General features: G+C 66.9%; 17 protein-coding genes and 1 rRNA gene. 10 read left to right on the forward strand and 8 right to left on the reverse strand.

Annotation, left to right across the window (positions count from 1 at the left end):
• Nucleotides 1–41 precede the first annotated feature (41 nt).
• From argC to AC5JJ2_RS12885, 5 genes are read left to right on the forward strand one after another with little or no spacing between them, the layout of a single operon-like run.
• Nucleotides 42–1,061, forward strand: a complete 1,020-nt coding sequence (gene argC, locus AC5JJ2_RS12865) for an N-acetyl-gamma-glutamyl-phosphate reductase (protein ID WP_495858395.1) — start codon at nucleotides 42–44, stop codon at nucleotides 1,059–1,061.
• 3 nt (nucleotides 1,062–1,064) lie between these two features.
• Nucleotides 1,065–1,847 (forward strand): TIGR02996 domain-containing protein, encoded by a 783-nt coding sequence (locus AC5JJ2_RS12870; protein WP_495858396.1) that lies wholly within the window; start codon nucleotides 1,065–1,067, stop codon nucleotides 1,845–1,847.
• 8 nt (nucleotides 1,848–1,855) lie between these two features.
• Nucleotides 1,856–2,671, forward strand: coding sequence for a TIGR02996 domain-containing protein (locus AC5JJ2_RS12875; RefSeq protein WP_495858397.1), 816 nt, complete (start codon nucleotides 1,856–1,858; stop codon nucleotides 2,669–2,671).
• Nucleotides 2,672–2,675: 4 nt separating this feature from the next.
• The gene (locus AC5JJ2_RS12880) at nucleotides 2,676–3,785 is read left to right on the forward strand and encodes a TIGR02996 domain-containing protein (RefSeq protein ID WP_495858398.1); all 1,110 of its coding nucleotides are present in this window, start codon (nucleotides 2,676–2,678) and stop codon (nucleotides 3,783–3,785) included.
• Nucleotides 3,782–4,456, forward strand: a complete 675-nt coding sequence (locus AC5JJ2_RS12885; protein ID WP_495858399.1) for a hypothetical protein — start codon at nucleotides 3,782–3,784, stop codon at nucleotides 4,454–4,456. Before AC5JJ2_RS12880 ends, AC5JJ2_RS12885 begins: the two co-directional genes overlap by 4 nt.
• An 85-nt stretch (nucleotides 4,457–4,541) precedes the next feature.
• On the opposite strand, the gene AC5JJ2_RS12890 is transcribed toward AC5JJ2_RS12885, so the two are convergent.
• Both AC5JJ2_RS12890 and AC5JJ2_RS12895 read right to left on the reverse strand, forming a co-directional pair.
• Complete coding sequence (locus AC5JJ2_RS12890) at nucleotides 4,542–7,142, reverse strand: serine/threonine-protein kinase (RefSeq protein WP_495858400.1); 2,601 nt, start codon at nucleotides 7,140–7,142, stop codon at nucleotides 4,542–4,544.
• Between the two features lie 150 nt (nucleotides 7,143–7,292).
• Entirely contained in the window at nucleotides 7,293–8,795 is a 1,503-nt protein-coding gene (locus AC5JJ2_RS12895; protein WP_495858401.1) for a serine/threonine-protein kinase, read from the reverse strand.
• A gap of 206 nt (nucleotides 8,796–9,001) precedes the next feature.
• On the opposite strand from AC5JJ2_RS12895, the gene AC5JJ2_RS12900 reads away from it, so the two are divergent.
• A complete protein-coding gene (locus tag AC5JJ2_RS12900; RefSeq protein ID WP_495858402.1) occupies nucleotides 9,002–11,098 on the forward strand; it encodes a molybdopterin-containing oxidoreductase family protein in 2,097 nt (698 codons plus the stop codon).
• A gap of 130 nt (nucleotides 11,099–11,228) precedes the next feature.
• The gene (locus AC5JJ2_RS12905) at nucleotides 11,229–11,687 is read left to right on the forward strand and encodes a hypothetical protein (RefSeq protein ID WP_495858403.1); all 459 of its coding nucleotides are present in this window, start codon (nucleotides 11,229–11,231) and stop codon (nucleotides 11,685–11,687) included.
• On the opposite strand, the gene pyrG is transcribed toward AC5JJ2_RS12905, so the two are convergent.
• The 3 genes from pyrG to AC5JJ2_RS12920 form a co-directional block, all read right to left on the reverse strand.
• Complete coding sequence (gene pyrG / locus AC5JJ2_RS12910; RefSeq protein WP_495858404.1) at nucleotides 11,684–13,336, reverse strand: CTP synthase; 1,653 nt, start codon at nucleotides 13,334–13,336, stop codon at nucleotides 11,684–11,686. The two genes, AC5JJ2_RS12905 and pyrG, sit on opposite strands and share 4 nt — an antisense overlap.
• Before the next feature lie 115 nt (nucleotides 13,337–13,451).
• A complete protein-coding gene (gene kdsB, locus AC5JJ2_RS12915; protein ID WP_495858405.1) occupies nucleotides 13,452–14,207 on the reverse strand; it encodes a 3-deoxy-manno-octulosonate cytidylyltransferase in 756 nt (251 codons plus the stop codon).
• A gap of 59 nt (nucleotides 14,208–14,266) precedes the next feature.
• Entirely contained in the window at nucleotides 14,267–14,641 is a 375-nt protein-coding gene (locus AC5JJ2_RS12920; protein ID WP_495858406.1) for a hypothetical protein, read from the reverse strand.
• Nucleotides 14,642–15,006: 365 nt separating this feature from the next.
• Between AC5JJ2_RS12920 and AC5JJ2_RS12925 the strand changes: the two genes are divergently transcribed.
• The 3 genes from AC5JJ2_RS12925 to ftsH all read left to right on the forward strand — a co-directional run bounded on the left by AC5JJ2_RS12925 (nucleotide 15,007) and on the right by ftsH (nucleotide 21,756).
• Nucleotides 15,007–18,057 (forward strand): PSD1 and planctomycete cytochrome C domain-containing protein, encoded by a 3,051-nt coding sequence (locus AC5JJ2_RS12925; RefSeq protein ID WP_495858407.1) that lies wholly within the window; start codon nucleotides 15,007–15,009, stop codon nucleotides 18,055–18,057.
• Nucleotides 18,058–18,064: 7 nt separating this feature from the next.
• Nucleotides 18,065–19,504, forward strand: a complete 1,440-nt coding sequence (locus tag AC5JJ2_RS12930; RefSeq protein ID WP_495858408.1) for a DUF1501 domain-containing protein — start codon at nucleotides 18,065–18,067, stop codon at nucleotides 19,502–19,504.
• A gap of 218 nt (nucleotides 19,505–19,722) precedes the next feature.
• Nucleotides 19,723–21,756: an ATP-dependent zinc metalloprotease FtsH gene (gene ftsH / locus AC5JJ2_RS12935; protein ID WP_495858409.1), complete on the forward strand. Its 2,034-nt coding sequence runs from the start codon at nucleotides 19,723–19,725 to the stop codon at nucleotides 21,754–21,756.
• Between the two features lie 86 nt (nucleotides 21,757–21,842).
• Here ftsH and AC5JJ2_RS12940 read toward each other — a convergent pair whose 3' ends face one another.
• The 3 genes from AC5JJ2_RS12940 to AC5JJ2_RS12950 form a co-directional block, all read right to left on the reverse strand.
• A complete protein-coding gene (locus AC5JJ2_RS12940; RefSeq protein WP_495858410.1) occupies nucleotides 21,843–24,848 on the reverse strand; it encodes a M1 family metallopeptidase in 3,006 nt (1,001 codons plus the stop codon).
• Nucleotides 24,849–25,015: 167 nt separating this feature from the next.
• Nucleotides 25,016–25,249, reverse strand: coding sequence for a Trm112 family protein (locus AC5JJ2_RS12945; RefSeq protein ID WP_495858411.1), 234 nt, complete (start codon nucleotides 25,247–25,249; stop codon nucleotides 25,016–25,018).
• 155 nt (nucleotides 25,250–25,404) lie between these two features.
• Nucleotides 25,405–26,695 (reverse strand): 16S ribosomal RNA (locus AC5JJ2_RS12950); the annotation flags it as partial.

The following is a 26,695-nucleotide window of genomic DNA, read 5'->3' on the forward strand; positions in this document are numbered from 1 at the left end:
TGTATAGTAAGCTGGACACGCGAAAAAACGAACGGTGACCGATGAACAAGGTGAAGTGCGCCATCCTCGGCGGGTCGGGGTACACGGCCGTCGAGTTGCTGAAGATTCTACTGCGGCACCCCGGCGCGGAGGTCGTGGCCGTCACGTCGCGGCAGGAGGCGGGGAAGCCGGTGTCGGCCGAACACCCGGTCCTGCTGAACCGGTTCGACCTGCCGATGGAGAACTTCGACCCGGCCGCGCTGAAGGCGAAGGGCGTCGCGTGCGTGTTCGGCTGTCTGCCGCACGGGGCGAGTATGGAGGCCGTGCCGCGGGTGCTGGAGCAGGGCATCCGCGTCATCGACCTGAGCGCCGACTACCGCCTTGCGGACCCGGCCGTGTACGAGCAGTGGTACAAGGAGCCGCACCATGACACGGCCAACCTCGAACAGGCCGTCTACGGCCTGCCGGAGCTGTTCGGCGACGCGATCAAGCGGGCGACGCTCGTGGCGAACCCCGGCTGCTACCCGCAGACGGCGATCCTCGGCCTCGCGCCGCTCGTCCGCGCGAACCTGATCGAGCGGGACACCATCATCATCGACAGCAAGTCCGGCGTGTCCGGCGGCGGCCGCACGCCGAAGCTGAGCTTCCACTTCCCGGAGTGCAACGAGAGCGTGACCGCCTACGGCGTCGGCACGCACCGCCACACGCCGGAGATCGAGCAGGCCCTGTCCATCGTCGGGGACGGCGAAGTACAGGTCATCTTCACGCCGCACCTGATGCCGATGGACCGCGGCATCCTCAGCACGATCTACGCGACGCCGACGCTGCCGCTGGACGAGGGGCGGCTGGTCAAGCTGTTCCGCGAGTACTACCGGGGCAAGCCGTTCGTCCGCATCCGCGAGACGCCGCCGGCGACGAAGGACACGGCCCACACGAACTACCTCGACCTGTGCGTGAAAGTGGTCCGCGGCCGCGTGCTGGTGCTGGCCGCGGAGGACAACCTCGTCCGCGGGGCGAGCGGCGTGGCCGTGCAGAACTTCAACCTCATGTTCGGGTTCGACGAAACCACCGCCCTGGGGTGACCCATGCTGGAGGAGCAAGAGGCGTTCCTGCGGGCGATCTTCGACGCGCCGGACGACGACACGCCGCGGCTGGTGTACGCCGACTGGCTGGAGGAACACGGCCAGGAAATCGCGGCGCAGGCGATCCGGCTTTCCGTCGAGTGGTTTCGTTGGCCAGTGGGTCTGCACCAACGGGTCGCGCTACACGAGGAGAGCGAACGCTTCCAGGCGCACCATCCCGAAATCGTCAAAGAGTTGGCGCGCGTTGTCCGGTGGCCGATCGACGAGCCGCGGTACGGCTTGATTCCGCTGACGGTAGCCGAGTTGTCCGATCACCTCACCGTCCGTCAGCGGTCGATCCGTTGCCCCTGGTGGTTTGGCAGCGACACGCTGTTCGTGCGCGGCGGCGGCCACCGCGTCATCGACGCGACACCGTTCGACACGGCCTTCAACACGCTCGCGTTCCAGAAGGTTGTCGAATTGCACATGCCCGGCGAACTCGTCCCCGTGACCGGGACCGTCACCGACGACACCGGCAGCGTGACGGAGTACCCCGTTTTCGAGGAACGTATCGTGCCGATCATCACGACGGCCGGTGTGGAAGCGCTGGCGAAGCACCGCGGCTCGCGGCGGCTGACGCTCCTCGACCTCACGAACAACAACCTCGGCAACGACGCCCTGCGGTTCCTCGCCCGGTCGCCGCACTTGGACCGGCTGAAGCGCCTGACCATCGCCGAGGGGAACACGTTCCGCGGCCGCGTCTGGCAGGAACTGATCGGGCGGTTCGGCGAAGACGTGGTGTCGTAGGAGGCGGCATGTTGGAAGAACGCGAGGCGTTCCTGCGGGCGATCTTCGACGCGCCGGACGACGACACGCCGCGGCTGGTCTACGCCGACTGGCTGGAGGAGCACGGGTTCGCGAGCCACGCCGGGCTGATACGGGTGCAGTGCGAACTCGCAAGGCGGGAACCCGGCGACCGGCCGTCGCCGGAGACGTACCAGCGGCAGGCGGAACTGATCCGGGCCGTGAACGCGATCGACCTCCCCGCCGTCACGTCGGCCTTCCCGAACCGCGGGTTCCGGTTCGCCGAGGAAGTCTCGTTCCTCGCCAACGAGCTATCGCACCCGGCCGAGTTGCGGCAGACAGCGGCGATCAGCCGGCCGGAGTGGTTCGGCGCGACGCGGCTTCGTGTTCGCGACGGGCTGCTCGCCACGGCCGAACAAGTCGCGACGATCTTCGAGCTGCCCTGTTTCGAGCGAGTGGCGGAACTCGACCTCACCGGGCAACAGTTCTTCATCTTTCCAACCGGCCGGGCGATACCGGTATCCGCGGAAATTCTTCAGGGTGGGCAGTATCGCTGCCAGCCGGTGATTTCCTCGGAAGGGCTTGAACGCTTGGTTCAACAACCGGGGTGCGAACGCCTGCGAACGCTGCTCCTCTACAACAACGACCTCGACAACGCCGCCGTCGCCGCGCTCGTCCGGTCGCCGTACCTCGGCGGGTTGACCCGGCTCGAACTCTCCCGCGGCAACCGGTTCGACGCCGGCGGGTGGCAGCGGCTGCTGGCCATCGTCCGCGGCGGGACGTGGGAGCGGCTCGTGGAACGGTTCGGCCAATCGGTTGTAAGCTAACCCCATGACGGACGCGGACAAATTCCTGGCGGCCATCGTCGCGGACCCGGACGACGACGTGCCCCGGCTGGTCTTCGCCGACTGGCTTGAGGAGAACGGCGACGGCGTTCGCGCGGAGTTCATCCGGCTGCAAATCGACCTCGCCCGCCAGGAGCATTCCCCGGAGGTGAAGGCTTCCCTCGAAGGACGGGGCGTGGAGTTGCAGCAGGTCCACGGCGAGCGGTGGAAGCTGCCGAACCTGCCGGGCGTACAGACGTTCCACCGCGGGTTCGTCGAGGAAATGAAAATCTCCGCCGCCGACTTCCTCCGCCACGCCGACCGCATCGGCCGCGACGCGCCGGTGACGGACCTATGGCTGACGGCGGCGGAATACTACACGACCCCGCTCGCGGCCGTGCCGTGGCTGCCGCGGCTGCGGAAGCTCAAGTTCCGCACCGACTCCATCGGCGGCCGGCTCCGCGACCTGTTCCGGCCGAACCTCTTCGCGGAGTTGCGGTCGCTGACGGTCCTTAACGCCCGCCTGTGGGCCGAGCACGTCGCCACTCTGGCGTCGCTTGCCGACAGTTGGCCGAAGCTCGACCACCTCGACCTGTCCGGCAACCCGGTGGGCGACGAGGGGTTCGCCCACCTGGCGGCCGCGACCGGCCTCCGCGGCCTCCGCGAACTCGTGCTCCGGTCCGACGGCATCGAGTACGACTACCGCGTCCACGGCGTCGGCGCGGCCGCGTTCGCCCGGTCGCCGACCCTGACCCGCCTCCGCGTTCTGAACCTGGCCGGGCAGAACGTCGGCGACAGCGGGTTCGGGTCGCTCGTGCGGTCGGAGAACGTCAGCCACATCGAAGTCCTGGACGTGTCGCGAAACGGCCTCGGCGAGATCGGCTCGGAGTGGGCGGTCGAAATGCTGGAGTCGCCGTACCTCGGCCGGTTGCGCCGCCTCAACGTGTCCGGCAACACGATCCACCGGCTGGCCGCGGACGAACTGTCCGTGTGGCCGCACCTGCGGACCGGGTGCGTCGTCGATCTGCGGAATTGCACGATGCCGTCGAACGCCCTGCGGACGCTCCGCGAGTCCGAGTTCCGAACCCAGTTCCGGCTCGACGAGGGGGAAGCGTGAAAGCCACGATGGTCTTCGGTCTGTTCGTCCTGTCCGCTTCCGTCGCGGCGGCGGCGGAGAAGTTCACGCTCAAGCGGACGGAGGCCGAGCCGCCCGCCGAGGTCGGCGAGGCGATTCGCCCGCTGTTGCCGAAGGAGGCGGAGATCGTGCAGGACGCCGCCGGCGCGACCGTCGCCGAGTTCTGGTTCGGCCGCGAGGTTCCCGGCAAGGCGACGGCCGAGCAGGTGAAGAACGGCCTGACGTACCGCGAGCTGACGGAGACGAGCGTTCTCGGCGTCGTCCGCTTCGCGAACCCGTTCATCGACTACCGCAAGCAGGAGATCGCGGCCGGGGTGTACACGCTTCGGCTCGCGTTCCAGCCGGACAACGGCGACCACAAGGACTCCGCCCCGCACACGGAGTTCGCGCTGCTCGTGCCGGCGGACAAGGACACGAGGCCGGACGAGTTGGAACCGAAGGCGCTCTACAAGATGAGCTTCGCGGCTACCGGCGGCGAACACCCCGGCGTGATGCTGCTCTACCCGAACGCGGAACCGGGGAAGGAGACGAAACTGGCGGACCGCGGCGGCGGTGTGTGGACGCTGAACTACACGCGGGCGGTGAACGCGGAGGGCGGGAAGGCGGACCTGGGGTTCGCGATCACCGTCGCGGGGCACAGCAAGATTCGGTGAATCTTGTAGGACGGGTCAAGGCTTTGCGCCGACCCGCCGTCGCACCCGGCAACCCCGGCGGGTCGGCGCAAAGCCTTGACCCGCCCTACTCGGCCGTCGCGCCGACGGCGACCTTGTTCGGCCCGACCGCCGCCAGCGGCGAGGACTTGGGATACCGCAGGAACTTGGCGTCGTCGTCCGGGTCGGTGCCGAGCAGTTCGCCCTTCTCTACGACCACCGGTTTCTCAGCCAGGTTCCCGTCGCCACTCGCCGAATCGCGGGCGTTCTCCGGCGACTTGAAGTTCGGCACGGCCGGCAGGTTCTTCACCGTCGCCGCGGCCTTCGTCTTGGCGAAGTAGTTCCGCGTCAGCCTCACGTCCGCCTTCGCGGGCAGGTCGGCCTCGCCGGAAAAGAACGCCGACCCCGCGAGCGTATGGAACGTGTTGTGCTCCACGACCGCCTTGAACGGCGCGTTCGGACCGGGCGTCTGAAGCACACCGACGCCGTTCGTAAAGTTGTAAACCCGGTTCTGCACGAACTCGAAATCGCGGAGCGGCGCGTCGATGGCGACGGCAGCCCCGGCCCCAGGGCCTTCGAGGCGGCAGTTCGTCATCGACACGAAGGCGTTCAGGTTCGACGCCGCGCCGACCAGCTTGTCCGGGGCGGACAGTTGCACGGCCGCCTCCGCGTCGGCCGGCGCGACCAGCCGCACGCGGTTCAGCACGCACGGCTTGCCCGGCTCCCCGGCCGCGTTCTCGAACCGCACGGCCGCCTTCTTCGCCCCGCGGACGGTCACGTCCTCCAGCCGCACCCCGGCGAGTTGCCCGGCGAGGACGAGGCCGTAGTCCAGCCCGCCCTCCACGTCGAACAAGACGCCCTTGATCGTCAGGGCGTTCGCCCCGCGGATTTCGAGCAGTCGCTTCACGTTCGCGCCGGGTTGCGTCTTCCACACGACCGGCTTCGCCGGGTTCTCGGCCGTGATGGTCAAGTCCTTCAGCCGCTCGATCCGCGGGATGTGGAACGGGTATTCCTGGTGTTGCTCGTCGAGGAGAACGATGGTCGGCGCGGCCTTCCGCGCGGCCGGGTCGAACTCGGCCCGCTTGGCGATGGCGTCGGCCGCCTCCCGGACGCTCGGGAACGTGGCCGCGTTGTCCGGCCCCTTCCCCTTCGTCACGTAAACGCGGGCGAAGTCGAGGGCCGGCGGCGGGGGCGGCGGGGCGGGGGCCGGGGCGAGCGCCTGCACGACGGCGTACCCGATCCCGCCGACGGCGAGGACGGCCGCGGCGATCCCGGCCGCGAGGTAGAGCTTGCGGCGGTTCGCGGCCTTCTTCGGAACCTGCAACCCCTTCAGGCTCTCCGTCTTCTTGGTCAGCGCCGTTTCCGGGGCCTCGCGGGGGGCGGTGTCGTGGTCGAGGCTCGCCCACACGCCGACCTGCACCTCAGCCGTGGCGGCCGGGGACCCCTGCGGCCCCGGCATCGTCTGGACGGCCTGCTTCTCGTGCGTCGAGCCGCCCGGAACGGACACCGTCGCGTAAGGGGACCGCAGCTCGAACGTCGATTGCGTCGTGGACGTGCCCCCGGCGATCAGGATGCCGCTCGCGTTCCGGGCGCTCGCCGCCGGGCCGCCGGCCGCCGGGGAGAGCAGCGGCAGTTCCTTCTCCGTCGGCGGCGGGATCGGAACCTGGACGAACTCCTGCAGGGCCGCGAGCACCTCGTTCGGCGTCTGGAACCGCTCGTTCGGGTCCTTCTTCATCAACCTTTCGACGACCGCCACGATCTCGGCGGGAACATCCGGCCGGACCTGCGAGACCGACTTCGGGTCGCGGGTCTGGTGCCAGAGCAGCTTCTGGGCGACCGACCCTTCCGGGAACGGGGCGTGCCCGGTCAGCAGGTAGTAGAACGTCCCGCCGAGCGAGTACAGGTCGGCCCGGATGGTGACGTTGTGGCTATCGACGGCCTGCTCCGGGGCGAGGTAGTCGGCCGTGCCGAGGACGTTCTCGTCGTACTTCTTCGTCAGCGACGTGTCCTCGTCGTTGAAGAACCGGGCCAAGCCCATGTCGAGGATTTTCACCACCCCGGTGCGGTCGATGAGGATGTTCCCCGGCTTGATGTCGCGGTGGACGATGCCGGTGTCGCTGGCGTACTGGAGGCCGACGGCCGCGCCGTAGACGTAGTGGCACGCCCGGACCGGGTCGAGCGGGCCGGCCCGCTTCACCAGGTCCTGCAGGTTGACGCCGTCCACGAACTCCATGACGAGGAAGTGCAGCCCCTCGTCGTGGTCGATGTCGTAGGCGCGGACGATGTTCGGGTGGTCGAGGGCCGCGACGGCGCGGGCCTCCTGATAGAACCGCTCGCGGGAGGCGTCGTCCTGGCCCTTCGCGGCCGGGAGGACCTTCACGGCCACCCGCCGTCGCATGAGCTTGTGCTCGCAGAGGAACACCTGCCCCATGCCGCCGACGCCCAGCTTCTCCAGAACCTTGTACTTGCCGATCGTGAAGCGCTTCCACTTCCCTTGCAGGAGTTGTTCGGCCTGGAAGTAGGTCAGGACGGCGTCGCGGACGAGCTTGCCGGCGCACTTGGCCGGGTCGGTCGGGAGGGGGCCGGACTCGGCCTGCTTGCCGAGGTAGGCGTCCAGCTTGGCCTCGTCGATGACGCCACTCTTCTTGATCAGGTCGATCAGTTCAGCGACAGTGGCCGGTGCTGGCATCCACGTCACTCCGGTGGCGAGTCGTCTCATCAATCGCGAATACGGGCCGCACGAGTCGGGCGGATTTGGCTAAGTATAGTTTACGCGGTCCGTCAACGACGACGGGAAAGGTCGAACGGGGGTCAAAAATATCCGGGTTGTTACGGCGGATTAGCGCGACAGGGCCACCGCGATGGCGACCAGCGTGGCGAACAGCGCGAACCCCAACGCGACCACGGCCAGGCGGCCGTTGGCCGACCCGACCGCCCGGGGCGTGGCCTCCATCCGCGGGGACGAGTCCGCGATGAGCTGCGCGTCGTCCGGGTTAACGATCAGTTCCACGCTCTCCTTCGTTTCCCGGAGCGGGCTGGTCCGGATCGGCGTCGTCTTCACCTTGCGGCCGGTCGGGACCTGGGCCTCGCCGGCCGGCTCGTCGATCCGGACCTGCTGGCTGTTCGAGACCGACGTGCCGTTCCCGGTCGTCGAGTACCGGGACGAGCTGCCGCCGCCGAGGTTCCGATACCCGGCCGCGACCGCCCGGGTCGCCATCGTCGAGGCCCGGATGCGGTCCGCGTGGCCCATGAGCGCCAGCACGGCCGGGCAGAGGTCCGGCATCTCGTGGTCCGGCGGCGGCGGGAGTTCGTCCTCCGTCCACGGGGCGAGCGCCTCCGCCACCTCCATCGGGGTCTGGTAGCGGTCGTTCGGGTTCTTCGCCAGCATCTTGTCGAGGACTTCCAGGATGCCGGCCGGCACGTCGGACCGGAACTCGGTCACCGGCTTCGGCTGGCTCGTCTGGTGGAACACGAGCTTCTGGGCGATCGTCCCCTCCGGCACCGGCGACTGCCCGGTGAGCATGAAGTAGAACGTGCCGCCGAGGGCGTAGATGTCCGCCCGGATGTCCACGACGTTGGACAGCGCCTGCTCCGGGGCCAGGTAGTCGGCCGTGCCGAGGACGCACTTGTCGTCGTACTTCGCCGTCAGGTTGTCGTTCTTGTCGTTGAAGAACCGGGCCAGCCCCATGTCGAGAATCTTGACGACCCCGGACCGGTCGAGCAGCAGGTTCCCCGGCTTGATGTCCCGGTGGACCATGCTCAGCTCGTTCGCGTGGTGCAGCCCGACGGCCGACTGGGCGACGTAGTGGGCGGCGCGGATCGGATCGACCTGCCCGAACCGGACGACGATCTCCTGCACGCTCGCCCCGTCCACGTACTCCATGACGAGGAAGTGCAGGTTGTCCGCCTTGTCGATGTCGTGCGCCCGCACGATGTTCGGGTGGTCGAGGGCGGCGACGGCGCGGGCTTCGCGGTAGAACCGCTCGAGGTTCGACGGGTCGCTGAGCTTTTCGAGCGGGAGTACCTTCACCGCGACCACCCGCTTCATGAAGACGTGTTCGCAGAGGTACACGGCCCCCATGCCGCCGACGCCGATGAGTTCGAGCAGCTTGTACTTGCCGGCCACCATGAACCGCTTGTACCGGCCGAGCTTGAGTTGCTTCGACTGGAACCGGGTGAGTAGGCCCGCCTTGAGGAGGGCGGTCGTCATGCCGTCGATGGTCTGCGGCGTCCCCTCTTCCAGCCGTAGCCGGTCGAGTTCCGCGTTCAAACGGTCTTCCGGGACCAACCCGCTCTTGCGGGTGCAGTCGAGGAATTCGGTAACGGTCGCGGGCGCGGGCATGAACGCGGACCGAGGGGTACGAGTGGGGATCGTTTCGGAAACAGGTCGCGAGACGTTCCTGTTTTGTAAATAATCTTGGATCGACCGGTAGGAACCTGCAAGCCGCGACCCTCGATTTTTTCGGCTTTTGTTCCCACGCCGAGGCGAGTGACGCGAAGAGATTTCATGGCCGTGTCATTTGTGTGCGACTGAGGGCGAAACTTCCGATGCCACGCGAACTCACGACGGTCCGGGCCGTGTGCCCGCTCGACTGCCCCGACACCTGCGGGATGGTGGTGACGGTCGATCCGGTCGAGAAGCGCGCGGTGAAACTCCGCGGCGACGAGGCCCACCCGTTCACGAACGGCTTCCTGTGCCGGAAGGTGAACCACTACCTCGAACGGGTCTACCACCCGGAGCGGTTGTACCACCCGCTCCGCCGCGTCGGTCCGAAGGGCGAGGGCCGCTTCGAGCGCATCACCTGGGACGAGGCGATCCGCACCGTCGCGGACAGACTGAAGCGGGTCGCGGCCGAGTTCGGCCCGGAGGCGATTCTGCCGTACAGCTACGCCGGGACGATGGGGAAGATTCAAGGATCGAGTCTCGACCGCCGGTTCTTCCACCGGCTCGGGGCGTCCCTGCTCGACCGCACGATCTGCGCGTCCGCCGGCAGTGCCGGGTGCGAGGTGACGCTCGGCATCGGCAAGCGGGCGGTCACGGACCCGGAGCTGGCCGTCAACTGCCGGTTCATCGTGAACTGGGGGTCGAACACCGTCGTCACGAACGCGCACTTCTGGGCGGTCGAGCACGAGGCCCGGAAGCGCGGCGCGCGGATCGTGACCATCGACCCGTTCCGGACGCCGACCGCCGAGAAGTCCGACTGGTGGCTGCCGATCCGCCCCGGCACGGACGCGGCCCTGGCCCTCGGCGTCATGCACGTCCTCTTCCTCGAAGGGTGGCACGATCAGGACTACCTCGACAACTACTGCCTCGGCGGCGAGGAACTGAAGGCACGGGCGCTGAACGAGTACCCGCCGGACAAGGTGTCCCGCATCACCGGGCTGTCGGTCGAGGAGATCGAGCAGTTCGCGAAGGAGTACGGCCGGTCGCGCGCCTTGTTCGGTGGCCCGGCGCTCATCCGGTTGAACTACGGCCTCCAGCGGCACGGTGGCGGCGGAATGGCCGTGCGGACGATCACCTGCCTGCCGGCCGTCACCGGCGATTGGCGACACCCCGGCGCGGGCGCGCTGCTCAGCACGAGCAAGGAGTTCCCGTTCGACTCGTTCAAGCTCGAACGACCGGACCTGATCCCGCCCGGCACGCGGACCGTCAACATGGTGCAACTGGCGGAAGCCCTTCACGGCGAACTTCCCGGCCCGCCGGTGAAGGCGATGGTCGTTTACAACTCGAACCCGGCGGCGGTCTGCCCGGACCAGTCACGGGTGCTGGCCGGCCTTCGCCGCGACGACCTGTTCACCGTCGTCCTCGAACACTTCCTGACCGACACTGCCGGGCACGCGGATATCGTGCTACCGGCGACGATGCAGCTCGAACACTGGGACATCCACAGCGCCTACGGCCACCTGTACGTGCAGGCGAACCCGCCCGCCCTACCGCCGCCCGGCGAGACGAAGGCGAACACGGAGGTCTTCCGCCTGCTCGCGCGGGCGATGGACTTCGAGCCGGAGCTGTTCGAGGTTTCGGACGAGGAGTTGTGCCGCGATTCAATGACAGAGAAGGGCGGGTTCGCCGGGATCACGTTCGACCGGCTCCGCGACGGCACGCCGACGCGGCTGAACGTGCCGCGGGACTTCGCCCCGTTCGCGGAAGGAAACTTCGGCACGCCGAGCGGCAAATGCTACCTGTTCAATCCGAACGAGCAGGCGGCCGGCCGCGACCCGCTGCCGTACTACCAACCGCCCCACGAGGACCCGCAGACGCGGCCGGAGTTGGCGCGGAAGTACCCGCTCCAGATGGTGACGCCGCCGGACCCCGCCTTCTTGAACTCGACGTTTGTGGAAATCGCTCACCTTCGGAAGCAGGCGGCCGAGCCGACCGTGGACCTGCACCCGACCGACGCGGCCGCCCGCGGCATCGCGGACGGCGAGACGGTGACGATCTACAACGACCGCGGCCGCTTCCGGGCGCGGGCGAACGTCGGCGAGACGGTGAAGTCGGGCGTCGTCGTGACGCAAGGGTGCTGGTGGTCCCGCTACACGCCGGACGGCCGCAACCACAACACGCTGACGAGCACCGCCCTCACCGACCTCGGCGGCGGGGCGACGTTCTTCGACAACCTCGTGGAAGTGAGCCGCGAGGACTGAACTTTGCATTTTTCATCGGTCATTTTGAAATGGTTCGCGGTTTGAAATGACCGATCCGATTCAAAATGACCGATGAAAAATGCAAAATCACCTTTCTGAAGCCGCTCAACGGCCGTAACTGGAATTCACCATGAGCGCACCCACGACCGACGACGTACCGCAGAAGTTGGGCAACGTCCGCATGTTCCTGACCGTGTTCACCGTCGTGCAGATCGTCGCGGCGGGCGTGGTCGTGTTTTCCGTCAACAAGATGAACCTCGCCCTCGTCCCGCACCCGCGGGCGGCCGACGCGTTCTTCGGCGCGGCCGTCCTCGTGCTGCTGTTGAACGTGCTGTTTCTGAAACGGGCGCTGCTCCTCGTGCGGACGGCGAAGGCCGCCGACCCGGACCTGTTCGCGCGGTTCACGTCCGAGGCGCTGCTGCGGACGTTCCTCATCAACGTGCCGACGCTCATCCTGCTGGTCGGCTACGCCCTCACGGCGAACCAGCGGCTGCTCGTGCCGGCCGCGGTCGGGCTGGTGGCGGTGTGGTTCACCCGGCCGAGTCGGAAGCAGTACGACGAGTGGTTGGCCGAAATCAAAGTGGGTTAGCCGACGACGACAGCGCGGTTGCGGACCGCCTCGTCCTTCTTCGTCTGTCGCAGCTTCAGCGACGCGCCGATGAAGTCGCGGAACAGCGGGTGCGGCTCGATCGGCTTCGACTTGAACTCCGGGTGGCACTGCACGCCGACGAACCACGGGTGGTCCGGCAGCTCGATCACCTCCACCAGCGACCCGTCCGGACTCGTCCCGGAGATGAGCAACCCCGCCGCTTGCAGCCGGTCGCGGTAGTCGTTGTTCACCTCGTACCGGTGCCGGTGGCGCTCGGAAACGAGGAGGCTCTTGTACGCCTTCGCCGCCCTCGTGTCTGGCAGCAGCTTGCAATCGTAGGCCCCGAGCCGCATCGTCCCGCCGACCTGCGTGACCTTCTTCTGCTCGTCCAGCAACGCCACGACCGGGTGCGGCGTCTGCTTGTCGAACTCCGTCGAGTTCGCGTTCGACAGCCCGAGGACGTTGCGGGCGTATTCGATGGTCGCGCACTGCAACCCGAGGCAGATGCCGAAGAACGGGACGCTGTTCTCGCGGGCGAAGCGGATGGCCTCGATCTTCCCGTTCGTGCCCCGCTTGTCGAACCCGCCGGGGACGAGCAACCCGTCCACGCCGCTCATCAGGGCCGCGGCCCCGTCCTTCTCGACGTTCTCCGCCTCGATCCGGGTGAGCCGGACCTTGCAGTTGTGGAAGATGCCGGCGTGATCGAGGGCCTCGTAAACGGACTTGTACGCGTCGCGGTGCTTGACGTACTTCCCGACGAACGCGATCTGCACCTCGAGCGGCGGCTTGTGGATGACGCGAGACAGCATCTCCCGCCAGTCGGAAATCTCGGCCGGTTTCGCGTGCGACAGGTTCAGCTTCTCGACGATGAGTTCGTCGATCTTCTTCTCGTGCAGGCTCAGCGGCACCTCGTAGATGCTATGCTCGCGGTCCTTCTCCTCGATCACGGCCCGCCGCTCGATGCTGCACATCTGGGCGATCTTGTCGCAGTCCTCCGGCGGGATCGTCCGCTCGGTGCGGCAGATGACCACGTCCGGCTGAATCCCGATCTTCCGCAACTCCTGGACGCTGTGTTGCGTCGGCTTCGTCTTCAGCTCGCCGGCCGCCTTCAGGTACGGGACCAGCGTGAGGTGGATGAACAGGCAGTTCTGCTTGCCGACCTCCAGCGCGAACTGGCGGATCGCCTCAAAGAACGGCATCCCCTCGATGTCGCCGACCGTCCCGCCGATCTCGGTGATGACCACGTCCACGTTGGGGGCGAGCAGCTTCCGGATGCACAGCTTGATCTCGTCCGTGACGTGTGGGATGACCTGCACCGTCTTGCCGCGGTACTCGCCGTTGCGTTCCTTCGTGATGATCGACTGGTAGATTTTGCCGGTGGTGTAGTTGCAGTCGCGGTTGAGGGGGGCGTTCGTGAAGCGTTCGTAGTGGCCGAGGTCGAGGTCGGTCTCGGCCCCGTCGTCGAGGACGTAGACCTCGCCGTGTTGGTACGGGGACATCGTGCCGGGATCGACGTTCAAGTACGGGTCGAACTTCTGCATCCGGACGGTGAGGCCGCGGCGCTCGAGGAGCATCCCGACCGACGCGGAAGTCAAGCCTTTTCCTAAGGAACTAACGACGCCGCCCGTCACGAAAATGTGTTTCGCCATTCACCCGCACCCCGGCCGGGGCCGCGCCGCCGGTGGTGCGGTGGCCCAAAGGTGACTATATCGACCGCCGGGGTCGGGTCCAAGAAGAGTTCGCCTGAAACTGTACAAACGTCCGTCACGCGGCCCCGCGCAGCCGGTCGCGGCGGTACGACTCGACGAACGCGGCATAATCGGCCGGCGTGTCCACCCCGCGGTGGGCGGCCGGCACGACCGCGACCCGGATCGTCCCGCCCACGGCCAGCATCCGAAGTTGTTCCAGCTTCTCGCTTTCCTCCAGCGGGTGCGGCGGCGTCTTCGCGATCTTGAGGAGCGAATCCCGCCGGTAGGCGTACACGCCGAGGTGGAGGAGGAATCGGTCGCCGGAGAAGTCGGGTTGCCCGTCGCGGACGTGCGGGATCGGGCTGCGGCTGAAGTAGAGCGCCCGGCCGTCGTCGGCGCAGACGACCTTCACGCAGTTCGGGTTCTCGTAGGTCGTCCGGTCGCGGATCGGCGTGGCCAGCGTCGCCATGTTCGCCGTGCCGTCGGCCATGAGCCGCATCAGCCCCTCGACGGCCCGCGGGTCGAACTGCGGCTCGTCGCCTTGCAGGTTGACGAACACGTCGGCGTCGGGCAGCGATTCCGCCACTTCCGCGATCCGGTCCGTGCCGCTGGCGTGGTCGGCCCGCGTCATCACGGCGTGGCCGCCGAACGCCCGCACGGCATCGCGAATCCGCTCGTCATCGGTCGCGACCAGCACCCGGCCCGCGCCGCGGACCTTCGCGGCCTGGTCGTGGACGTGTTCGATCAGCGTCTTGCCGGTCTCGCGAAGCAGCGGCTTGCCCGGCAGCCGGGTCGAGGCGAACCGGGCGGGGATGACGATCACGGACTTCATGGGCCAACCTCGGTGGGAGATCGGCCCAGGATGCCCTCCGGCGGGCGAACGGGTCAAGCTCAGAACGTGCCGTTGCGGGTCGTGCCGAGCAGGTGGTTGAGTTGGGACTGGAGCTTCCGGTGGGCGGACGTGGGGCCTTTCGCGAGCGTCAGCGCCTCGCGGACGTTCAGCTTCAGGTCCGGGACGGGCAGCTTCGCGAGCGCGGTGTCGAGGTCGCCGACGAGGTGGTACTTGTTGTCCGCCGGATCGACGCTGATGCCGCGGGCGCGGAGCAGTTCGAGTTCCCGGTAGAAGCCCCGCTCGTTCAGCTTGAGCTTTTTCAAGAGCGCTTCCCGCCGTTGCGGGCCGTCGGAGAGGATCGTAAGGAGGCGATAGAGGCGGGCGGCCCGCTCGGTCGTGATCGGGTGCTTTTCGTCCGCGATTCGCGCGCTCATAAGGGTTCTCCAACCTGTCACCGCGGTGTCCGTCCCGGCCCGCACGACGGGGCGAAGGCGTCCGGGACCGGTCCTGCGAGTGAACCGTCCTGAGATTGAAGTGAGATGGTAGAGCCGAATCGTGAGGAAATCAAGAAGCGAGTTTCGCGATCTTGGTGACCGACTTCCGAAGTCCGGCTTCGACTTCGGAAGTCCAACCTCGCAGCCGCATTCGTAGGTTCGGCAACCGCCCCTCTCCCGGATCGACTTCCGAAGTCGAAACCGGACTTCGGAAGTCGGGCCGCTGGCATTCGACCCGGCAATCTGGTACAACCGAATCGCGAACCCTCCGACTCGCCGAATCGCGTCCCCGCCTGGGCCTCTCGATGCTCCGCTACCTCCCGTTCGTCGCCCTCTTGATCGCGCCGGCCGCGGCCGCCGACCCGGCGGCCATCGACTTTACCCGCGAGATTCAGCCGATCCTCGCCGAGCACTGCTACGCCTGCCACGGGCCGGACGAGAAGGCCCGCAAGGCGAAGCTGCGGCTCGACACGAAGGACGGCCTCGCCGGGGTCGTCACCGCCGGCAAGCCGGCGGACAGCGACCTCATCGAGAGAATCCTGGAAACGGACGCCGAGCGGGTGATGCCGCCGAAGAAGTTCAACAAACCGCTGAAGCATGAGCAGGTCGCGAAGTTGAAGCAGTGGGTGGAGCAGGGGGGCAAGTGGACCGAACACTGGGCGTTCGTGCCGCCCCGGAAGCCGGAGGCCGGAGGTCAGAAGTCAGAGATCGGAAACACGATCGACCACTTCATCCGCGGACGGCTGACGGCCGAGGGGCTGAAGCCGTCGCCGGAGGCCACGAAGACGACGTGGCTCCGCCGCGTTACGTTCGACCTGACCGGCCTGCCGCCGTCGCCGAAGGAGGTGGACGACTACCTCGCGGACACAACGGCGAACGCGGCCGAGAAGGTCGTGGACCGGCTGCTGAAGTCGCCGCGATTCGGCGAACACATGGCCCGGTTCTGGCTCGACTACGCCCGGTACGGCGACACGCACGGCCTGCACCTGGACAACTTCCGCGAGATGTACCTCTACCGCGAGTGGGTCATCCGCGCCTTCAACGAGAACAAGCCCTACGACAAGTTCCTGGTCGAGCAGCTCGCCGGCGATCTGCTCCCGAACGCGACCGTCGATCAGCAGGTCGCCACCGGGTTCCTCCGGTGCAACATCACGACGAGCGAGGGCGGCGTGATCGAGGAAGAGTGCTACGTCCGCAACGTCGTGGACATCGTGGACACGTTCGGGTCGGTCATGCTCGGCTTGACCGCCGGGTGCGCCCGCTGCCACGACCACAAGTACGACCCGTTCTCGCAGAAGGATTACTACTCGCTGTTCGCGTACTTCAACAGCATCGAGGGGTCCGCGCTCGACGGGAACGCCGCCCGGCACGCGCCGTTCGTGCCCGTGCCGACGCCGGAGCAGTCCGCGAAACTGGCCGAGCTGCGGGCGAAACTCTCGGCCGTGAACGAGCGGATCGCCGACGAGGTCGCGAAGGTGAAGTACGCCGGCGACGCCACCGGGACGATCACCGCGGCCGTGCCGCGGAAGGATGTCGTGTGGATCGACGACGCGCTGCCGCCCGGCGGGACGCCGGCCGCCGCCGCCGGGTTCAACGCCGCGTGGGACTTCGTGGCGAAATCGACGCACGAACCGGCCGCGGGCGAGAAGTCGGTGAAACTGACGGCCGACGGCTTGAAGCAGGTCGTCCTGACCGACGTGTCGCCCGGCCTTCGTGTCGGGGCAGGGGACAAACTGTTCGCCTACGTGTTCATCGACCCGAAACACCCGCCGAAGGAGATCATGCTCCAGTGGCACACGTCCGGGTGGCTGCACCGGGCGTACTGGGGCGAGAACCGCATCGACTGGGGCAAGGACCGCACGACCGAGCGGCGGCCGCAGGGCCAACTGCCGGAGGCCGGGAAGTGGGTCCGGCTCGAAATCGCGGCCGCGCTGGTCGGGATCAAGCCGGGGTCGGTGGTCACCGGCCTGGCGTTCACGCAGTTCGACGGCACGGCGTTCTGGGACAAGGCCGGGATCGTGACCGCCACGCCGCAGGGCGACCGGCGGTTCGACACGCTCGCCGAGTGGGCGGCCTCCGCCGCCGCCGACACCGGCGTCCCGCAGGCGATCCGCGAGATCATCAAACTCGACGCCGTTAAGCGGACGGACGCGCAGAAGAAGCAACTCCGCGAGTTCTTCATCGAGAACGGGTACAAGAAGACCCGCGACACGTTCGAGCCGTTGCAGAAGGAGCGGACCGAGCTGGCCGGCGCGATCGTGAAGCTCGACGGCGAGGTTGCCGTCAGTTACGTGTTTAAGGAGCGGGCCACCCCGCGGCCGGCGTTCTTGCTGAAGCGCGGCGAGTACGACCAGCGCGGCGAGCCGGTCGGCCGCGCGACGCCGCGGGTACTCCCGGCGAAGGGCACGCCCGCGAATCGGCTGGAACTCGCGAACTGGCTCGTGTCCGCGGACCACCCCCTGACGGCCCGTGTCGCGGTCAACCGGTTCTGGCAGCAGGTGTTCGGGACCGGCCTCGTGAAGACGGCAGACGACTTCGGCACGCAGGGCGAGTTGCCGAGCCACCCCGAACTGCTGGACTACCTCGCCGTCCAGTTCCGCGAGTCGGGCTGGGACGTGAAGAAGCTGATGAAGGCGTTCGTCTTGTCGGAGACTTATCGACAGTCGGCGAGGGTAACGCCGGAGAAGCTGACGAAGGACCCACAGAACCGGCTGCTCTCCCGCGGCCCGCGGTTCCGGCTCGACGCCGAGATGGTCCGCGACCAGGCGCTGTACGTCGGCGGGCTCCTCGTCGAGAAGGTCGGCGGGCCGAGCGTGAAGCCGCCGCAGCCGGCCGGGCTGTGGGAGGCGGTCGGGTACACGTCAAGCAACACCGCCCGCTTTTCGGCCGACGCCGGGCACGAGAAGGTCCACCGCCGCAGCCTTTACACGTTCTGGAAGCGGACCTCGCCGCCGCCGCAGATGACGGCGCTCGACGCGCCGAGCCGCGAAGCCTGCACCGTCCGCCGCGAGCGGACGAACACGCCACTCCAGGCACTCTTGCTCATGAACGAGACGCAGTTCGTGGAAGCGGCCCGCGCCACGGCCGAACGGGCGATGAAAGAAAACGAGGGCGACCCAGTCGGCCACCTGTTCAAACTCGCCGTCGGTCGGCCGATCACCGATTCGGAACGAACGATTCTCAAGGCCGCGCACGCGGAGTATCGTACCGCCTTCGCGAAGGACACGGCCGCGGCGACGAAGCTGCTGGCTCTCGGTGAAACGAAGGCCGACTCGAAGCTAAATGCAACCGACCTCGCGGCCCTCACGATGGTCGCGAACACGGTCCTGAACCTGGACGAAGTCCTCACTAAGTAGGCCCGCCATGCACCCGATCCGCGAATCGCTGACGGCCCTCACCCGCCGGGCGTTCTTCGGCCAGTCCGCCCTCGGCCTCGGCGCGGCCGCCCTCTCGACGATGCTGCCGGGCCGCGCGGCGGCCGAACCCATCGCCGGGCTGCCGCACTTCGCCCCGACGGCAAAGCGGGCCATCTTCCTGCTCATGAACGGCGGGCCGTCGCAGCTCGACCTGTTCGACCACAAGCCGAAACTCGCCGACCAGTTCGACAAGGAACTGCCGGACTCGATTCGCAAGGGCCAGCGGCTGACGACGATGACCAGCGGCCAGGTCCGGTTCCCGCTCGCGCCGTCGAAGTTCAAGTTCGCCCAGCACGGCAAGGCCGGCCTCTGGGTGAGCGAGTTGCTGCCGTGGACGGCGAAGCTGGCCGACGAGTTGACGGTCGTAAAGAGCCTGCACACGGAGGCGATCAACCACGACCCGGCCGTGACGTACCTCTGCACGGGCAACCAGATTCCCGGCAAGCCGAGCCTCGGCGCGTGGTTGAGCTACGGCCTGGGAACGATGAACAAGGACCTGCCCGACTTCGTCGTGATGACGCCGTCGTGGTCCGGCCGCAAGGAGGCGCAGGCGATCTACAACCGGCTCTGGAGCGCCGGGTTCCTGCCGAGTAAGCACCAGGGCGTCGCGCTGCGGTCGCAGGGCGACCCGGTACTGTTCCTGTCGAACCCGGACGGCGTGGACGCCTCGACCCGCCGGACGATGCTCGACGCCCTCGGCAAGTTGAACCAACAGCACTTCGACCAGCTCGCCGACCCGGAGACGCAGACGCGGATCACGCAGTACGAGATGGCGTTCCGGATGCAGACGAGCGTGCCGGACCTGATGGACCTGTCGAAGGAGGACAAGAAGACGCTCGACCTGTACGGCCCGGACGTGACGAAGCCCGGCACGTTCGCGGCCAGCTGCCTGCTCGCCCGCCGTCTGGTCGAGCGGGACGTGCGGTTCGTCCAACTTTTCCACCGCGGCTGGGACCAGCACGCCAACATCGCCGGCGACCTGCCGAACCAGTGCCGGGACGTGGACCAGGCGTGTTACGCCCTCGTCACGGACCTGAAGCAACGCGGCCTACTCAAGGACACGCTCGTCGTTTGGACCGGCGAGTTCGGGCGGACGGTCTACTGCCAGGGCGGGCTGACGAAAGCGAACTACGGCCGCGACCACCACCCGCGGTGCTGGACGATGTGGATGGCCGGCGGCGGCCTCAAGCCGGGCTACGCCCACGGCGAGACGGACGACTTCAGTTACAACGTCGTGAAGGACCCGGTCCACCTGCACGACCTGAACGCGACGATCCTGCACTGCCTGGGGATCGACCACAAGCGGTTCGCGGTCAAGTTCCAGGGCCTCGACCAGCGGCTCACCGGCGTGGAGGAGCATTCGGCCGTGAAGGCGCTGCTGGCGTAATGGCCCTGACTTCCGAAGTCCGGCTTCGACTTCAGAAGTCGAACGTCGCAGCCGCTTTCGCGGAGGCGGATCACGCCCCCTTACCCGCTCGACTTCCGAAGTCTAAAACCGGACTTCGGAAGTCGGACCGCCGCGTGAGCGTCGGGATTTCCCGGACCGCCCCGTCGCCCCGGCCCTAAAATGGGGAAGTCGATTCCCGAAGCACGAGGCCGTTCGGAATGCCAGCCGCTCCCGAAGACAACCCGCCCCCGACGCCGTCCCCACCGGCCCCGAACCCCCCGGCGACGAAGCCGGGCCGCCCGAACGTCCTCCTCCCCGGCGGGTGGGCGGCCGTGTGCGTCGTCCTCGGCGTCGTCCTCCTGCTCCTGCTGTTCCAAAGCCCGACGCGGATTTCCGTGACGGCGTTCGAGAAGGTCCGCGACGCCGGCGAGATCAAGGCGTTCAAGCTCGTCGGCCAGGAGCGGGCTTACGGCGAGGTCCGCGACCCGAAGGGCGAACTCGCGAAGCAACTCGAACTCACCGGCGGCCTCTTCTCCGTCCAGCTCCCGCACACGGACAACACGTACCGCGACGTGGTCGAGGTCGTGAAGGCGGCCGACCGCAAGGTCCGGGACGAGAAGAAGGACGGCCAGGAGCCGGTCGTGGTGACGGTCGAAGAAGAGCAGATGAACTACATCGGCCCGCTGCTCTGGACGACGCTGTTGCTCATGGGGTTCGCGGCCATCGTGGTGTTCTTCGTGCTGCCACGGCTGCGCGAGTCCGGCGGCGGCGGGTTCATCAACAACTACATCCGCAGCCCCGCCCGCCGGTACGAGAAGGGCAAGACCCGCGTGACCTTCGACGATGTGGCCGGCATGGACTCCACGAAGCGGGAGTTGCAGGAGATCGTGGACTTCCTGCGGAACTCGGACAAGTTTACCCGCCTCGGGGCGCAAGTCCCGAAGGGCGTGCTGCTCGTCGGCCCGCCGGGGACGGGGAAGACGCTCCTCGCGAAGGCGGTCGCCGGCGAGGCGAACGTGCCGTTCTTTAGCATCAACGGGTCCGAGTTCATCCAGATGTTCGTCGGCGTCGGGGCCAGCCGGGTCCGCGACCTGTTCAAGACGGCGAAGGAGAACGCCCCGTGCGTCGTGTTCATCGACGAGATCGACGCCGTCGGCCGGATGCGCGGCGCGGGCGTCGGCGGCGGGTCGGACGAGCGCGAGCAGACGCTCAACCAAATCCTCAGTGAGATGGACGGGTTCCAGCCGACGGAGACGGTCATCGTCCTGGCGGCGACGAACCGGCCGGACGTGCTGGACACCGCGCTCCTGCGGCCGGGGCGGTTCGACCGGCACGTCACCGTCACCCGCCCGACGTGGCAGGGGCGGCTGGCGATCCTGAAGGTCCACACGCGGAACAAGCCGCTGTCGGACGCCGTGGACCTCGAGCGGATCGCCCGGTCGATGATCGGCATGAGCGGGGCTGAGCTACGGAACCTCTGTAACGAGGCGGCGCTCTTGGCGACGCGGGCCGGGAAGAACAAGATCGAGCAGGAAGACTTCGACCAGGCGTCCGACCGCGTCCGCCTCGGGGCGAAGCGGGAGGAAGCGTTCGGCGAGGAGGAGAAGAAGCGGACGGCGTACCACGAGGCCGGGCACGCCCTGGCCGCGTGGCTGGAGCCGAAGACCGACCCGATCGAGCGGGTGTCGATCGTGCCGCGGGGCAGGGCGGGTGGCTTCACCCTATTCCAGCCGGACGAGGACCGCGTCGATCACTCGTACACGGAACTGCTCGCGGAACTGGTCGTGACGCTCGGCGGGCGGGCGGCGGACCGGCTGGTGTTCGGCGAGCCGATGAGCGGGGCCATCGGCGACCTGAAGCACGCCACGAAGATCGCCCGGATGATGGTCACGCAGTTCGGCATGAGCGAGAAGCTCGGCCCGGTGTCGTACCGCGTCGGCGAGGACCACGTCTTCCTCGGCAAGGAGATCGTCGAGTCCCGCGACTTCAGCGAGGGGACGGCCCGCATCATCGACGAGGAAGTGCAGCGCATCCTGAGCGACGCCGAGAGACGGGCGTACAGCCTACTGGAGAAGAACCGCGAGGACCTCGACGCACTCGCGAACGCGCTGTTGCAGCAGGAAGAATTGGACCGCGAGGCGGTGGACAAGTTGCTACGAAAGGCCCCACGGCCGGACGCACCGGAGAAGCCGGCGGCGGAGCCGACGACGGAGGCCGCCCCTTCGACGAAGTTGGCGTTCGGCGGGGCGTAAGCAACAAAACGTGGCGAGCCGAGCGGTGTAAGCCGCCGGGTGTTAGGCGACCCACCCGGCGGCTTACGCCGCTCGGCTCGCCACGTTTAGAATGCGTGCTGCACGCCGAACCAGAACTGGAACGGCGTGTTGTCGTTGATCGTTTTGGCGAAGTCGAACCGGAACGTCACCCGCTCGATGAAGCTGAACAGCGCCGTGTCCACCCGCAGCCCGGCCCCGAGTGCGTGGGCCACTTCGCCGACACGGCGGCCGTTCGAGTAGACCGCCCCCACGTCGTAGAACGCCGCCAGCCACACGTTTCGCGCCCCGACGGTGTGGTCCAACACGTCCCACGTCACGTCCCGGTAGAGCGGCAGCCTCAACTCCGCGTTCGCCACCCAGAGGGCGCTCCCCTGCTTCTCGGCGAGGTCGTACCCGCGGAACAGCGTCCCGCCGCCGAGCGCGAAGAACTGCCCGCGGTCCGGGAACGCCCCCTGCGTCACGATGCGGCCGGCGATCCGCGTCTGGCTCCACCGGCCGAGGCACTCGCTGTCCAACAGCTTCTGCACGGCCGCCAGTTCCAGCCGCAGTTGATGCACGCCCACGTCGCGGTGCAGCCGCGTGACTCCGCTGGCGAGCGTGGCGTCGGCCCAGAACCCGCACTCCGGGTCCCAGTACGGCGTGTACAGGTTGACCCGCGTGTGCAAACCGTTCAGGAACGTCCAGTCCGGCCGCTCCGCCCCGCGCGGCCGCGACCGGGCGAACGGCAGGAAGTTGTCCTGGTACGACGTGAACACTTCCGAGTACGCCAGCGGCGGCAGGTAAAAGCTCGACCCGTACTGGTAGACGTACCGGGCGAACGCCGACGCCCGCGTCGCGGTGTCCCGGCCGTTGACGTTCCCGTAGGGGCCGCCGAGCCGCTGCTCGACGTTGACCCCGAGTTGCGTCTTCGGCAGCGGCCAGTGGTCCCAGAGGCCGTCCGCCCCGACGACGAGGTCGCGGAAGTCGGTGCGGTACGCGGCGTACGCGCCGCCGCTGAACACCTGCGTGCGGTGGACGCCGGCCCGGACGCCGAGCATGGTGGACCGCGTGTACCACGGGTCCGGGAACAGCGCCCCGCCGACCCACGGCCCGCCGCCGACGTTCCACCGGTCGTAGTCGGTCGTCAAGTCGGTCTGATTCAACATCGAATAGAACGGCGTCGCCTCCACCCGCGGGGCCGGCTTCCAGACGTTGTTCGCCGGGTTCTTGTCCAGCAGCACGGAATCGGGATCGACGACGATCTGCGTCGGCTCCCGCGGCAGCGTCGCCTCGATCCGTACCTTGTTGCCCGCGAGCGGCCGGATCGACACGTCCATGTCGTCGAGCTTCATTTTTGCCGCGCCACCGCCGATCGGGACGCGGACCGGGAACCCGTCGCCGTCGGCGAACTGAAAACCGACGGTCGTGGCCTCCGACAACTCGGCCGTCTGCGACACGACCACGGAAACCCGCGTCGGCCCGCCGGCGTTCATGGTCCCGATCATCGTCCGCGCGACCCGCTGTCGGGACTTATCCAACTCGACGCTCTCGACCTGCCAGTCACTCGTCCCCTTGCCGTACACCCACCGCTCGAAGAACTCGTTCCAGGGCTGGCCGGTGTAGGCTTCGAGTTCCGCTTTGAGTTGCTGGGCGGACAACACCTTCCACGAATACTTTTGCGTGACACCGCGGACGAAGTCGAAGAACGCGGCCTCGCCGAGGCGGGCCTCGATCATGCCGAACACCTTCGACCCGCGGTCGTAGGCCCCGCTGAACAGGCCGATCAGATGGTTGAACCCCGGCAGGTCGCCGGCCGCGGCCGGCATCTCGTCCCGGCGGATCGCGCCGTACATGCTGCCGTGCCGGTAGTTCTCCCGGCGGATGTTCGGCATCCATCCCATGCCCTCCGGCCACTTCAGCAGCTCGTTGTTCTTGCCGTGCTTCTGGTCGATCAGCCGGTGGGTGAAGTACGTCGCCGCCCCCTCGTCGATGAACGTTTCGGCGTACCCGTTCGTGCCGACCAGGTTGTACCACCACTGGTGGCACGTCTCGTGCGAGACGAGGTACTCGACGTACCCCCGCGCCAGGTGCGGCATGCCGAAAACCCGCTCGTCGATCAGCACGAGGCCGCCGCACTCGTTGCCGTTCCAGCCGAAGTACGATTCCGCGACGGTGAACTGCGAGTACGGGAACTCGCCGAACCACTCGGAGTAAACGGGGATCGCCTCGCCGACGATCTTCAGGATTTCGCGGGCGTAGTGCTCGTGCCGCGGGAACGCGAGGCACTTCAGGGTGATCTCCCGGCCGCTCGCGAGCTTCGTCGTGCCGACGAACTCCTGGTACTCGGCGCTCGCCAAAACCGCGAAGTCCCGACCGACGAACGGGTGCGTCTCGATGGTCTTCCAGCCGTCCGCGCCGGGTTGCTCTTCTTTGATGATCGCGGAACAGGCGAGTTTCTGCTCGGCGGGCAGGCGGATCTTCGCCGTGTACCGCCCGGCCTCGTTCCAGAACGGCTGGTGCCACGGGATGAACGGCATGGCGTGCCAGCCCATGTCGTCGAAGAACGCCACGACCGGCAGCGCGTTCGTGACGTAATGCACGCCCTGCCAGTGGCCCCAGCGGCCCTGCTTGTTCGGCAGCCGGATCGCGCCTTCGAGTTCGACGGTAATCGTTTCGCCGGCGTTCAGCGGGCCGGGCAATTTCACGACGATGGCGGACGGGTTGTCGTGTCGGTACGAGTACGTCAGCAGCTTCGGCTCGCCTGTCATCGTGGGCACACTCACCCGGTCGATGCTGCCGTGCCGCCCGGCTCGGTCGATGCCCTGCGACGGGTTCATGCGGAGGAGTTCGAGCGTCTTCGCGAGCAGCAGGTGGTCGCCGTCCGGGATGCGGTAGTGCGGGTAGAAGTTAAAGACGATCTCGTCCGTCGGCTTCGCCGACCGGTTCGTCCAGGTGACGCGCTGGCAGAAGTCGGCCTTGTGGTGCTTCGTGTCGAGTGTGAGGTGCAGGTCGTACTGTGGAAGGGTGTCAACGTCGGCACGGGCGTGGCCGCACAACAAGCCGACAGTCAAAGCTAGGCCCAGCCACCGCATCCGCGCGCACCCTCCGGGAGGGCCGGGATATAGCGGGGGAGGGGAGTTGCCGCTAGGCGGGTTTTCAAAGTAGTAGGCACACTCCGTGTGCCGTCTCCTCCACACCTCAGAAACCTGCACGATGTCACTGCGACCGACAGCAGACGGCACACGGAGTGTGCCTACTACTATTTCTCTCGGTTGACCCGTCGGTTCTCGCGACGCTGACAGCGGAGCTGCGACACTTCCCTTGTTCCCTCCGGCAGTGTAGCGGCGTCTGCGATCAACACGGGCAGGCCGTGCTTGATCGGGAACGTCACGGCGCACTGGCCGCACGTCAGCGTCTGGCCGTCACGGGTCAGCGGCGTCTCGCGGGTCGGGTCGAGGGGACAACGGAGGCAACCGAGGAGATTGTCGGTCATGGGAAGTAACCCCCGGAAATGGAAAAAGCCCCGGTCAAGTTACCCTGACCGGGGCTTCATCTATCAATGCAAGTTGGTAGCGTTCGAGTTACGTTTGAGTGGTGACTTGATCGGCTTCTACCCGTGAAGGTAGAGCCTTGGAAATACATCCTTAGAAAGGAGGTGATCCAACCGCAGGTTCCCCTACGGTTACCTTGTTACGACTTAGTCCCAATCAAGTGTTTCGCCTTCGACTACGGTAAAGTAGGCTTCGGGCGCTCCACTCTTTCGTGGCTTGACGGGCGGTGTGTACAAGGCTCAGGAACACATTCACCGCGGTGTTGCTGACCCGCGATTACTAGCAATTCCAACTTCACGAAGGCGAGTTGCAGCCTTCGATCTGAACTGGGGCGTGTTTTTTGGGATTGGCTTGGTTTCGCAACTTTGCGTCCCTTTGTTCACGCCATTGTAGCACGTGTGCAGCCCTAGACATAAAGGCCATGAGGACTTGACGTCATCCCCACCTTCCTCCGGTTTGACACCGGCAGTCCCACTAGAGTCCCCGGCATGACCCGCTGGCAACTAATGGTAAGGGTTTCGCTCGTTAAGGGACTTAACCCGACATCTCACGACACGAGCTGACGACAGCCATGCAGCACCTGTGTTAGCTTCCGGATTGGATACCGTTCGTTCCCGTTTCCGGGTCCTACTTGCTAACTCTTTCGAACATGTCAAGTCTAGGATAAGGTTCTTCGCGTAGCCTCGAATTAAGCCACATGCTCCACTGCTTGTGTGAGCCCCCGTCAATTTCTTTGAGTTTCAGCCTTGCGGCCATACTCCCCAGGCGGAGAACTTAGCACTTTTGCTTCGGCAGTAAACCCAAGTCAAGTCTACTACCTAGTTCTCAACGTTTAGGGCTAGGACTACCGGGGTATCTAATCCCGTTCGCTCCCCTAGCTTTCGCGCCTCAGCGTCAGAAGAGGTCCAGCATGCCGCCTTCGCCACCGGAGTTCCTGTGCATATCAACGCATTTCACCGCTCCACGCACAGTTCCGCATGCCCCTACCTCCCTCGAGACCGCCAGTATCCACGGCCGTTCTCCGGTTGAGCCGGAGGATTTCACCACAGACTTGGCAGCCCGCCTACGCGCCCTTTAAGCCCAGTGATTCCGAACAACGTTCGCACGGTTCGTCTTACCGCGGCTGCTGGCACGAACTTAGCCCGTGCTTCCTCCAGGGATAGATCAAGCTTTCGCTTTTCTCCCCCTCGACAGTGCTTTACAACCCGAAGGCCTTCATCGCACACGCGGCGTCGCTCGGTCAGGCTTGCGCCCATTGCCGAAGATCCTCGACTGCAGCCACCCGTAGGTGTCTGGCCAGTGTCTCAGTGCCAGTGGCGCGGGTCGTGCTCTCACACCCGCTAGACATCTTCGCCTTGGTGGGCCGTTACCCCACCAACTAGCTAATA

Source organism: Limnoglobus sp., from assembly GCF_059499385.1.